8 protein-coding genes are annotated in these 12,443 nt (G+C 34.0%); 6 read left to right on the forward strand and 2 right to left on the reverse strand.

Going from position 1 to position 12,443, the window contains the following annotated elements:
- Window positions 1-32: 32 nt before the first annotated feature.
- Together AC1EUU_RS00860 and AC1EUU_RS00865 are read left to right on the forward strand one after the other, a co-directional pair.
- Entirely contained in the window at window positions 33-1,094 is a 1,062-nt protein-coding gene (locus tag AC1EUU_RS00860; protein WP_480199482.1) for a hypothetical protein, read from the forward strand.
- An 8-nt stretch (window positions 1,095-1,102) separates the two neighbouring features.
- The gene (locus AC1EUU_RS00865; RefSeq protein ID WP_480199483.1) at window positions 1,103-4,555 is read left to right on the forward strand and encodes a pyruvate carboxylase; all 3,453 of its coding nucleotides are present in this window, start codon (window positions 1,103-1,105) and stop codon (window positions 4,553-4,555) included.
- A gap of 6 nt (window positions 4,556-4,561) precedes the next feature.
- Here the strand turns inward: AC1EUU_RS00865 and AC1EUU_RS00870 are convergent, their stop codons facing one another.
- Window positions 4,562-7,924: a VCBS repeat-containing protein gene (locus AC1EUU_RS00870; protein WP_480199484.1), complete on the reverse strand. Its 3,363-nt coding sequence runs from the start codon at window positions 7,922-7,924 to the stop codon at window positions 4,562-4,564.
- Between the two features lie 17 nt (window positions 7,925-7,941).
- Window positions 7,942-8,724 (reverse strand): S1/P1 nuclease, encoded by a 783-nt coding sequence (locus AC1EUU_RS00875; protein WP_480199485.1) that lies wholly within the window; start codon window positions 8,722-8,724, stop codon window positions 7,942-7,944.
- A gap of 114 nt (window positions 8,725-8,838) precedes the next feature.
- On the opposite strand from AC1EUU_RS00875, the gene AC1EUU_RS00880 reads away from it, so the two are divergent.
- The 4 genes from AC1EUU_RS00880 (at window position 8,839) to AC1EUU_RS00895 (ending at window position 12,434) form a co-directional block, all read left to right on the forward strand.
- The gene (locus AC1EUU_RS00880; RefSeq protein ID WP_480199486.1) at window positions 8,839-9,699 is read left to right on the forward strand and encodes an SPFH domain-containing protein; all 861 of its coding nucleotides are present in this window, start codon (window positions 8,839-8,841) and stop codon (window positions 9,697-9,699) included.
- A gap of 3 nt (window positions 9,700-9,702) precedes the next feature.
- Window positions 9,703-9,861: a DUF4177 domain-containing protein gene (locus AC1EUU_RS00885; protein ID WP_480199487.1), complete on the forward strand. Its 159-nt coding sequence runs from the start codon at window positions 9,703-9,705 to the stop codon at window positions 9,859-9,861.
- Between the two features lie 125 nt (window positions 9,862-9,986).
- Window positions 9,987-10,157 carry a type II toxin-antitoxin system antitoxin gene (locus AC1EUU_RS00890; RefSeq protein WP_480200751.1) on the forward strand — a complete coding sequence of 57 codons (171 nt, stop codon included), beginning with the start codon at window positions 9,987-9,989 and terminating at the stop codon, window positions 10,155-10,157.
- 51 nt (window positions 10,158-10,208) lie between these two features.
- Window positions 10,209-12,434, forward strand: coding sequence for a DUF5916 domain-containing protein (locus AC1EUU_RS00895; protein ID WP_480199488.1), 2,226 nt, complete (start codon window positions 10,209-10,211; stop codon window positions 12,432-12,434).
- Window positions 12,435-12,443 lie beyond the last annotated feature (9 nt).

The raw sequence follows: 12,443 nt of genomic DNA on the forward strand, positions 1-12,443 counted from the left end.
ATTCATTCTATCTTTAAAGAGATTTTAGAGCTATGGATGAAAAGTTAATATCTAAAAAAAAGCCTGCATATCCAATCAATGCGAAGCTTTCAGACTATCTTACCGAACATAGTAGAAATATAAAAATTCCTATCTATTATGAAGATCTTTTGCGCTTTCAAGGAGCAGTAGAGATATATGACGAGGAAGGCAATGACACTTTGTGGATAAGTACTTATTTCGCCGAACATGAAAGAGAGGAAATTGAAACCAGTTTGAAAAGAATGTATACTATTTTGCATTCTGATGGTAGTGATTCAATTTTACCTTTTTTAAGCATTGACTCCATCGATTTTTGCACATTCGGTAATTCGAAACCTTTTAGAATTAAAGTGCGAAATGTTCTAAATGATAATTACATCTATTTGTATGTTAAAAAGGCTGACGCATCACGTATTTATGGTTTAGAACTTGAGCATATGCTGTCACCAAATCATATTAATTTCTTAGTACATAAAGACACACTTATTGAAGAACATATTTCTGGAATACCCGGTGATGTTTTTATAGAAGAGCAGCTAGATTCCTGTTCAGATCAAGATAAGGCGGCTATTGCAAAAGAATTTGTAAAATTCAATGAACGGAGTTTTGTGAGGCTATTGGGAGATATGCGTTCTTACAATTATGTAATGGTAATAACCCATGATTTTGATAGAATTCAATATCGAATTCGAGCGATAGATTTTGACCAGCAGAATTTTGAAGGCAACCCAAAAGTTTATAAACCACAATTTCTAAAAGAGAATAATAAATTGGTAGCGTTAACTTTAAGTATTCTTCAAGAACAATCAATAGAACAGTATAAAATTGAAGAACGTTCTTTATTAGCTAAAAGGGCTCGAAGTGAAGATGATCGTTTAAAACACTTATTATCTTGTATGAAGAATGATTCTATTTCTACACCAGAAAAGATTAATGAACTTAAAAAAGGACTTTATGAACTAACTTCTGATCTTAACTTTAAGAAATCTTCCAACATGGGTGAAATTTTAGAAAGTGCCTTAGATTTTATTGTTAGGAATTATAAAAACGTTAATCCATATATCATTCAATAATTGTTGCTATGAAAATTAAAAAAGTGCTTGTTGCTAATAGAGGTGAAATTGCTATTAGAATTTTAAGAGCTTGTACAGAGATCAATTTAACAACGGTTGCAGTTTATACCTATGAAGATCGTTATTCTCAACACCGATATAAAGCAGATGAAGCCTATCAGATTGGAACAAAAGAACAGCCTTTAAAACCTTATTTAGATATACAAGAAATCATTGGTTTGGCTAAATCTAAAGGTGTGGATGCCATACATCCTGGGTACGGATTTTTATCAGAAAATTCAACATTTGCCAGAGCATGCAGAGAACATGGAATTATATTCATTGGCCCAGATCCAGAGGTAATGGATGCTTTGGGAGATAAAATTACCGCCAAGAAGATTGCCGTTAAGTGCAAAGTACCGATTATAGAAAGTAATACGAAGAATCTAACCTCTTTGAAAATTGCACAAGCCGAAGCCAATATTATTGGATATCCGTTGATGTTAAAGGCGGCATCTGGTGGAGGAGGACGAGGAATGCGCGTTGTGCGTAATGATGAAGACTTAGAAATAAACTTTGATTCGGCAAGGAATGAAGCGCTCAATGCCTTTGGAGATGACACAATGTTCTTAGAGAAGTACGTTGAAGACCCAAAGCATATTGAAATTCAAATTGTTGCTGATAATCATGGCACTATAAGACATTTGCATGAACGAGACTGTTCTGTGCAACGACGCCATCAAAAAGTAGTTGAAGTAGCGCCTTCTTTTGGCTTAAGTGATGAACTAAAACAGAATTTGTATAACTATGCTGTAAATATTGCTGCAGAAGTTAACTATAACAATGTTGGTACCGTTGAATTCTTGGTAGATAAAGAAGATAATGTTTTCTTTATAGAGGTTAATCCGAGAATTCAGGTAGAACACACCGTTACTGAAATGGTAACTGGAATTGACTTGGTAAAAACACAAATTTTTGTTGCTGGGGGCTATAAATTAGCCGATAGGCAAATAAAAATTTATGGACAAGATTCTATAGATACTTATGGTTATGCTTTACAATGTCGTATCACCACCGAAGATCCTGAGAATAATTTCACACCAGATTATGGTACGATCACAACGTATCGTAGTGCCGCTGGCATGGGTATTCGCCTAGATGCCGGAAGTGTGTACCAAGCCTCTAAAATTAGCCCGTTTTTTGATTCAATGTTGGTCAAGGTGTCTGCTCATGGCAGAACTTTAGATGGTGCTACACGTAAAATGGTGAGAGCATTAAAAGAGTTTAGAATAAGAGGTGTGAAAACAAATATTCGCTTTTTGCAGAATGTGATTCAACACAAGGATTTCAAAGATGGAAAAGTAACCGTAAATTTTATTAAAAATACACCATCTTTATTTAAGATTAAGCTTCCTCAAGATAGAACTACAAAGCTTACGCATTATTTGGGCGAGGTGATCGTAAATGGGAATCCGGATGTTAAATTTATTGATAAAAACAAAGAATTTAGAACACCAAAGATTCCTGAGTTTAAGTTGTTTGCAGAATATCCAAAAGGAACAAAAGATATGCTCACCGAAATGGGAGCGGAGAAATTTTGCAAATGGCTAAAAGAAGAGAATAAAATTCAATTTACCGATACAACTTTTAGAGATGCGCATCAGTCATTATTAGCAACAAGAATGCGTAGTTATGATATGCTCCGTGTAGCTGAAAGCTTTGCTAAAAACCATCCAAATACATTTAGTTTGGAAATGTGGGGAGGTGCAACTTTTGATGTGTGTCTGCGATTCTTACACGAAAGTCCATGGACGAGGTTAAGAACTTTGAGAAGAGCGATACCGAATATCTTATTTCAGATGTTATTGCGCGGATCAAATGGCGTAGGATATACGGCATATCCGGATAATTTGATCGAAAAGTTTGTTGTGAAATCATGGGAAAACGGAGTAGATATCTTTAGAATTTTTGATTCCCTTAATTGGGTAAAGGCGATGGAACCTAGTATTAATTATGTTCGAAACCTAACAGGTGGTATCGCAGAGGCTGCAATTAGCTATACTGGCGATATTCTAAATACAAAAAACACTAAATATGATTTAAAGTATTATACCCAATTGGCGAAAGATCTGGAAAATGCAGGAGCTCATATGATTGCCATAAAAGATATGGCTGGCTTGCTAAAACCTTATGCAGCCACTGAGCTTGTACAGGCCTTAAAGGATACGGTAAATCTACCAATTCATTTGCATACTCATGATACTTCTTCTTTACAATCGGCTACATATTTAAAAGCGATAGAAGCCGGAGTGGATGTCGTTGATGTGGCTTTAGGTGGATTATCAGGATTAACTTCGCAACCAAATTTTAATGCGGTTGTTGAAATGATGAAATACCATGAACGGGCGCATGAATTTGATGCGAATAAACTAAATGAATTTTCTAATTATTGGGAAGACATTAGAGAGTATTATTATCCTTTTGAATCTGGATTAAAATCAGGTACAGCAGAGGTGTTTGAGCATGAAATTCCAGGGGGGCAATATTCTAATCTTCGGCCTCAGGCGGAAGCTTTGGGTCTTGGCGATCGTTTTGATGAGGTGAAAAAGATGTATGGAGAAGTAAATGATTTATTTGGTGATCTTATTAAGGTAACACCAAGCTCGAAAGTAGTAGGAGACATGGCTATTTTTATGGTTACTAATGACCTTACGCCAAAGGATGTTTTAGATCGAGGAACTGAAATTTCATTTCCTGAGTCAGTGATTAACTTCTTTAAAGGTGATTTAGGGCAGCCTGTTGGTGGCTTTCCTCAGAAACTGCAAAAAATTATTCTTAAGAATAAAAAGGCTTATAAAAATAGACCAAATGCGCACTTAAAATCGGTAGATTTTGATAAAGAATACAAAACTTTTGAGAATAAATTCCAAAAGGGATTTACACGTCCAATAGAATTTGAAGACTTTTTGTCATATAGCTTATACCCAAAAGTTTTTGAGCAAGCACACGAATTTTATAAGCAATATGCAAACGTGGCTACAATTCCCACTAAAAACTTTTTTTATGGGATGGAATCCCGAGAGGAGATTATGGTCGAATTAGAACCTGGTAAAACAGTTTTAGTGCAATTGCTTTCAATTGGAGAGGCAAATGATGAAGGAATACGAATTGTATTTTTTAAGGTGAACGGTGAAAACAGATATGTTGAAATAAAAGACAAGTCGTTAAATATCCAAAAGATAGAAAATATAAAGGCCGATGCCTCAAATGAAAATGAGGTTGGCGCGCCATTACAGGGCCTGTTGTATAAGACACTTGTGAAACCTGGTCAAAAAGTTAAAGAAAATGATCCTCTTTTTGTAATTGAAGCCATGAAAATGGAGACTACTGTTACTGCTACAAAAACGGGAACGGTAAAATCAATTACTTTATCAGAAGGAACTATGGTGATGCAAGATGATTTGGTACTAACAATAGAGTAGTGGTTTTTATTCCTTTAACCCATGCACAGATAAGGCAGCATCATTTTTTGCAGCTAATAGGTAGGTTTTGTTTTTACCTTTATGATTAATGAGCTTGAGTGACTTAACATTGCCATCTATATATAAACCAGATTTATAATTAGGCAAAACAGTGTAATTATTATTTTGATTGGATATTAAAACAGTACCAGATATATTATCTAGTCTTGGAGTTTCCACTTCCGTATTATATATGTCACCTCCAAGAATGGCATCTTCAAAACCATCTTTGTTTACATCATAAAATACTACATCTAAGACTGGATGAGTTTGTGCCATTGAAGGTAAATACTCTTTAGTAAACGTACCATTTTGATTATTTATCAACACCAGCGATCTGAACTCAGTTGCTTCAGCTTGATAGGCATTTTCTAATTTGTCACCATAAATATCTACTAAAGAGGCGCTGGCGAATTCTTCATAGGTTTTATATTTTTCTGAGATAAATGGCATTTGTTGAGTTGAACATTCCTTTCCTCGCACAGGAACATATTCGCCACGATATTGCTTACTCAATACGAGATCTGTGGTGCCATTTGAATCGAAATCATTTACAAAAACTTTAAAAGGTTCTTCTTTGCTTGCATTAAATTTTATATTTAAACCAACATTGCCAATAATATAATCTTTATAACCATCTTTATTGACATCTGTTTCGGCAACGGTAAACCACCATCCTTTGTCCTCGGTCAAATTACTTTTACTTGAGATTTCTTCAAAAGTTCCTTTATTATTTTTGAATAACCCTATGTGCGTCCAATCGCCTACCGCGATAAAATCTTCCCAACCATCATTATCAAAATCAGTTGCAATTACTTTGTTTACGATACCAAAACCCATAAAATCTGGCGCAACTGCTTCTGTAACTTGTGTGAATTTCCCTTTATTGTTCTGATATATAACCGAAATTGAAGGTTTAGGATAATTTTTAGGAATCATTCTATTTCCAACGATCAAATCTTGATCTCCGTCATTATCATAATCTATCTTTGTTACTGTCTTACCACTAAATTTTTCATTAGTGAAATCACCAGTAGTACTCTTAACAAAATTTCCACTTCCATTATTTATGTACAACCTATCAACATAATTTTTTGAAAAAGCATCGAATTCATTACCGCCACTTACAACATAAAGATCATTGTCGCCATCTGAATCGGCATCAAAGAATAGTGCTTCCAAATCTTCAGAAGCTTTGTCTTCATTAAAGGTGTTATTGGAGACTTCGCTAAAGCCATCTTGAGTTTGAATATATGTTTTTGCACTTTGCCCTGATGCTCCTCCAATAAATAAATCTAATTTATCATCCCCATTAATATCCGCTATAGCCAAACTGGGGCCAAGGGTAGATTGTTTGTAAGGTAATAATACCTCTTTGGCAAAATCATTAAAATCATTTTCTTGATGATTATAAGTAATACCAAGACGCTGAGAAGCTATTTCGTTAAAACTAAGATCGAATTGAGCTGGCTGAATTGTTTTTTGAGCATTAGAACTATCAAAAGTGATAGTAGAATTAGCGCTTATATGATACTTTTCTTCAAATGTTCCATTGAGCCATTCAATGCGAACAGTATCTATGAGGGTTGTATTTTTTAAACCAAAATGTGCTGCTTTATCTACTGATGACAAATAGCCTCTCACTCTTTTAGATTCAATAAGTTGTTTTTTATTACCGTAACTAATAGTGATTTTTGCAAAAGTTTCTGATATTTTGCCTTTAGGAATAACTTTTAAATAGTTACCCAGTTTATTTTCTATGGTTAGGTTTTTATATATAAAAGCTTCTTCATCAATATTGTTAACAATCAATTCTAAATCACCATCATTATCTAAATCTGAATAAGCTGCACCATTTGAGTAAGACGGATCATTTAATCCCCACTTATAGGTATTGTCTTTAAATTTTAAGTCTTCGTTACTTTCATATAAGATATTAGAAAGCTTTTCTGACGGCATTTCATAATATAATTGCTTCTTAACCTCTAAAGGCACATTACCCTTATATTGATTTTTGGCTGCTCTTACTTTGCCTTGTAGGTCGTTGTCAAGAGCATAGCGTCTATAGCCATTTGTTACATATATTTCTTTGTTACCGCTGTTGTTCAGATCTACCATTAAACCTGCCCAACTCCAATCAGTTTTAGAAAGCTTTGCTAGTTGAGCAATATTATTAAATCGATTGTTTCCCATATTTAATTGCAGAGAATTAAACATGTACTGACTTTGATAATTAAATCTGTCTGTAAGCAACTTAAACCTTGGCACATCCATTGAAGCCATTAATGTCTTGGCTCTAAAATGATCATTAGAAGCCATATCTAGAACGTAAATATCTTTGAGTCCGTCGTTGTTTATATCGGCAATATCAACGCCCATTCCATAGAAAGAAACCTGTTTTGTTGATAGTTTGATATTATCTGAAAATGTTCCGTTTTTATTGTTGATATACATAGCGTCAGGAACATAATAATCATTCGCGATGTAAATATCTAACCATCCATCATCATTGATATCACTAACAACGAGCCCTAAACCAAAAGCTGGTTTTAATAATCCCGATTTCTCCGTAACATTCTTAAAACGATTATTTACATTTTCATAAAGCTGTATGGAGCTGTTTTTTAAGAGGTCCTTATTTTGAGACAATAATCGATTAAAGTTGATAGGATCAGTTCCGTATAGTTCATTTTCGTTAGAAACAACGCAGTCAAGGTCGCCATCTTTATCATAATCAAAGAAGGCGGCTTGCGTACTTATTCCTGTATCGGCTAAACCATATTCTTGGGCACTTTCTTTAAAGCTAAGGTCTTTTTGATTGATAAAAAGTAAGTTTTTCCTTTTCTCTTTTTCTTTCGGGCCTGCTTGCGTAACATATATATCTAACCATCCGTCGTTATTAACATCAGCGAAGGTAACGCCGTTAGACCAATATTTATTAGTGTTTATTTGTGCTCTTTCAGATATATCTTCGAAAATGAGATTGCCTTTATTTAGGTAAAGCTTATTGTCAACTTGATTTCCGGCAAAGAAAATGTCTTGTAAACCATCATTATTTATATCGGCTACACCAACACCAGCTCCATTATAAAAATAATCATAGTCAAAAAGATTTTCTGTGGTAGAAACATCCGCTTCTATTTTGTTGACAAAAGAAACACCACTTTGATCAGATGATATCTTTTCAAATATTTTTTGCTCATTTACAGCGAGCTCTTTTTTATTAGTAGTTTGTGTCTTATCTTGATTTTCTTTGGCTTCTTTTTTACAAGAGAAAACCAAAGTTGAAATAAGTAATGAAAGAATTTGAAATTTCTTAAAGCTTCTCATTTCTAATAAAGCTTAGTTTATTTGAAAATATCATTTAATATTTTTGCCAAGCGAATACCTCCTTTTTGCAGTTGCTCTCTTACTGTTCCGAAATGATCATAAGAATATCTATAACGCAAATTTTCACCCACTTTGGCAGATTCATAAACTACTTTAGATAACTTATGTGTTTCATCCACCCAGTTCACTATAGAGCCTTTCTGTATTGCTTTTATTTGTTCTTTGGTAATATCCGTAGTGTTTTCTGCAAGCTCTAAGTAGCTCATATCCCATTTGTCAATCATATGTTCATCCCAAACTTTATGTAAGTTTGTACCTTCTCCAAACCATTGCACTTGAACGGTGTTGCCGCCCTTGTCTTCGGCTCTTCCAATGTGTAATGGCTGGTGCAAATCACCTACTAAATGTACTAGCATTCGAAGGTAGAAAGCTTTATCTTCATTAGAAGCATTCTTATCTTTTAGTATTTCTATACACTTGTTAATACCGGTAACCAAATCACCTCTGGGATTCTTCTCAGAATTTTCATAGTCAACATCTAAAGGCATGTTTACATAATGCCATGTGTAATATTTATTATATTTTCTATCAGATTTTATTTGATCAGCATAAGTAGATACAAAAGCTAAACCTTCACCTTTTAATAGCTTTTCTATTTTTCTTTTTGCTTTCTTAGTTAAATGTTTTTCAGCAATCTCTCCCGTGGCCCTATGGCCGGTTGGTCCCCAAATATCTGCACCGTAAGAAATATTAAAAACGGCTAAGGCAAATATGGATAAAACAAAAATGTGTAATCTCATTGAATCTAAATTTCTGCTAAAGTATAAAATAACTATGTTAAAAAATTTGTAAATATTAATTTTTTTATTATATCTTTGTGATATCAAAATAATATCATATTAAAATCAACAAACATGAAACAAGAAAAAACAATCATCCCTGCAAATGGCTACCTTATGCTGTTTATTGTTTTAGCATTATTAGTAGCTAGTATTTATGGAGTTATTGGATTTAGAAGGCCAATCTTTATTATTGGTTTTCTAATTGTGATACTATTAGCTATGGGATTTATTATGGTACAACCTAACAATTCAAGAGTATTATTATTATTTGGTAAATATGTAGGCTCCGTAAAGAAAAATGGCTTTTACTGGGTAAACCCTTTTTATACAAAGAAAAAGGTCTCTTTACGTGCCAGTAATTTTGATAGTGAGCGCCTTAAGGTAAATGATAAATTAGGGAATCCTATTATGATTAGCACTATTTTAGTATGGCGTGTTACAAATACCTATAAGGCAGCGTTTGATGTTGATAATTACGAAAATTTTGTTCGTGTACAAACGGATGCAGCGGTACGTAAATTAGCAAGTATGTATCCCTATGATAATTTTGCCGATGAAGGCCATGAAGAGGATATAACCCTTCGCTCGAGTGTGAACGAAGTGAGTGAGACGTTAGAAAAAGAAATAGATGAACGTTTATCAATTGCCGGTATTGAGGTGTTAGAAGCAAGAATCGGGTATTTGGCATACGCTCAAGAAATTGCAAATGCAATGTTAAAGCGTCAGCAAGCTACCGCTATAGTTGCCGCAAGACATAAAATCGTAGAAGGTGCCGTAAGCATGGTTGAGATGGCTTTAGAAGAGCTCGGCAAAAAGGAAATAGTAGACTTAGATGAAGAACGTAAAGCAGCCATGGTTAGTAATTTAATGGTGATTTTATGTGGTGATAAAGACGCTTCACCAGTACTAAATACAGGAACCTTAAATCAATAGTGTATGAAAGAGTATAAAGTAGTAAATTGGAAAATGGGTATGACAAAAAACCATGAACGTCTAGAAGATACATTAAATGAACATGCCAGAAATGGATGGCAGGTAATACATATTGCCGAAAATTCTACAAGAATAGTTTTTGAACGTGATAAGAATAGATAAATGCCCTTTTTGTTAAGAACTAAAAAAAACAATGATACTCTTTGTTCTAACGATGACACTTTTATTATTAGATTTAATTGTTCATTTTTATCGATAAATACGAAGCGAATAAAATCAACTTATTAATGGCTAAAAAGAAAGCATTTGCACTACGGATTAATGAAGAGATGCTCAAAGCAATAGAGAAATGGGCTGCCGATGAATTTCGTAGTACCAATGGGCAAATTGAATGGATGCTTAATCAAAGCTTAAAACAAGCCAAAAGAGAGCCTAAAAAGAAGGGACCAGACAATTAAGAATTCTTTAACATTTAAATGCTCTATATTTGACTGAAGTCAAATAATGGAATGAAACCAACCTACAAGTGCTGTATATATGCAGCCTTTTTACTTTTAGTTTTTAAAATAACAGCTCAAAACAAAAGCTTTACAGTTAAGTACATTAATTCACCTATAACAATTGATGCTCAGTTAGATGAAGAGGTATGGGATACTGCTGATGTCGTAACAAATTTTTGGCAACAGTTTCCTACAGATTCTTTACAGGCCAAAGCTCAAACTGAGATTAAAATGTTATTTGATGACGATAATTTGTACGTCGGAATTAAAGTTTATGCCAAGGGTAATGACTTTATTGTACCTTCTTTGAGACGTGATTTTAGAGCTGGTGGAAGCGATAATATCACGTTAATGTTTGACACGTTTAATGATGCTACGAATGCCTTTATTTTTGGTTCTAATCCATATGGGGTATTACGAGAAATTTTATTAGCGAACGGAGGAACTGATGTACGAGATTTTGATGGATCTTGGGATGTAAAATGGCAGGGAGAATCGAAGATTCATGATAACTATTACATCTGTGAGTGGGCCATTCCGCTTTATGCATTTAAATATAGAGAAGGAGAGGTTAAATGGCGCTTCAATAGTTATCATTTCGATACACAAGACAACGAGCGAAACACTTGGATTAATATACCTCAAAATCAATTTATTTTCAATTTGGCGTATATGGGTGATATGCACTTTGAAAAGCCTTTGGGTAAGTCTAAATCACCAATATCTTTAATTCCATATATCAACACAAGCGCCCTTAAAAATTTCGAAGAAAACACGGATGATACTGATTTTAAGATTGGAGGAGATGCGAAATTTACAATTGGTAATAGCTTAAATTTAGATTTAACCATTAACCCTGATTTTTCTCAGGTAGAAGTAGATCGCCAGGTAACGAACCTAACAAGGTTCAGTATTGCTTTACCCGAAAGACGTCAATTTTTTATTGAGAACAGTGATCTTTTTGGAAGTTTTGGTGATTTCCGAGAATCGCGTGCCTTCTTTTCGAGAAGAATTGGTATCGCCGAAGATTTAGATGGTGAAACTATAGAAAATTCTATCATTGCTGGTGCAAGATTGAGTGGTAAGCTTACGAATAATATGAGAATCGGACTTTTAAATATGCAAACCGAAGAAGATCCAACAAATGAAATCGCAGCAACCAATAATGCCGTTGTGGCATTACAACATAAACTGTTTAGCAGATCTAATTTGAGTTTCTTATTTGTTAATAAACAGACTACAAAAGATTATGACTTTCTTAATAACAACGACGATGATGAAGATAATAATACATACAATAGGGTTGTAGGTTTAGATTATAATCTGGCATCAAAGGATAACACCTGGACAGGTAAATATTATCTTCACAAGTCATTTACTCCTAATAGTGGAAGCAAAGATTTCTCAGCAGGTGCCACAACACAATTTAACAGTAGATATTTCGATGCTAGAATTAGCGGTGTTTATATTGGTGATGATTTCAGATCTGAATTAGGATTTGTTAGGCGCACCGATATCTTTAAGGCTGTTTTAAATCTACAAGCTAAGTTTTGGCCCAAAAAAGGAATTTTTAATAGACATAGTTTAACTTTTTTACCTATCGCAATTTTTAGACCCGATGCATTAAATTTTGGCGTTTCTGATAGGCTTAATCGAATTGAGTGGGAAAGTAATTTTAATAATCAATCAGAGCTGTCTTTTGCATTGAACCATAGGTATACAAAACTTGTTAATGATAGTTTTGACCCTACGAATACTGATGATGCTATTGAATTACCACAAGGCTCAGAATATGATTATACCGAATACGAAATACAATATCGCTCTGATATGCGTAAAAAATTCTCCTATTCGATTAACCCTTCTTATGGAACTTTTTTTAATGGAAAAAGATTTTCCTTTCAGGGAGATTTAAATCTTAGACTTCAACCTTATTTTGTTGCTTCGGCTCAAATAAATTATGATAATATTAATTTACCTGACCCTTATCCGGATGCCTCCATTTGGCTTGTAGGACCGCGGTTTGATGTAACATTTAATAAAAAACTATTTTGGACGACTTTGGTGCAGTATAGTAATCAACGTGATAATTTAGGAATTAATAGTCGTTTGCAATGGCGCTTTAAACCACTGTCAGATCTCTTCATAGTTTACAATGACAATTATTTTGTGAACACTTTTGCGCCAAGAGTAAGATCACTAACAATAAAATTTACCTACTGGTTGAATATATAATTCAATATA

This window comes from Maritimimonas sp. 2205BS37-2, from assembly GCF_056591755.1.

Excerpts from the sequence above, each read along its gene's own strand:
- AC1EUU_RS00875 (WP_480199485.1), bottom strand. The coding sequence starts at position 8,724 with ATGAGATTACACATTTTTGTTTTATCCATATTTGCCTTAGCCGTTTTT.
- AC1EUU_RS00865 (WP_480199483.1), top strand. The coding sequence starts at position 1,103 with ATGAAAATTAAAAAAGTGCTTGTTGCTAATAGAGGTGAAATTGCTATT.
- AC1EUU_RS00860 (WP_480199482.1), top strand. The coding sequence starts at position 33 with ATGGATGAAAAGTTAATATCTAAAAAAAAGCCTGCATATCCAATCAAT.
- AC1EUU_RS00880 (WP_480199486.1), top strand. The coding sequence starts at position 8,839 with ATGAAACAAGAAAAAACAATCATCCCTGCAAATGGCTACCTTATGCTG.
- AC1EUU_RS00895 (WP_480199488.1), top strand. The coding sequence starts at position 10,209 with ATGAAACCAACCTACAAGTGCTGTATATATGCAGCCTTTTTACTTTTA.
- AC1EUU_RS00885 (WP_480199487.1), top strand. The coding sequence starts at position 9,703 with ATGAAAGAGTATAAAGTAGTAAATTGGAAAATGGGTATGACAAAAAAC.
- AC1EUU_RS00890 (WP_480200751.1), top strand. The coding sequence starts at position 9,987 with ATGGCTAAAAAGAAAGCATTTGCACTACGGATTAATGAAGAGATGCTC.
- AC1EUU_RS00870 (WP_480199484.1), bottom strand. The coding sequence starts at position 7,924 with ATGAGAAGCTTTAAGAAATTTCAAATTCTTTCATTACTTATTTCAACT.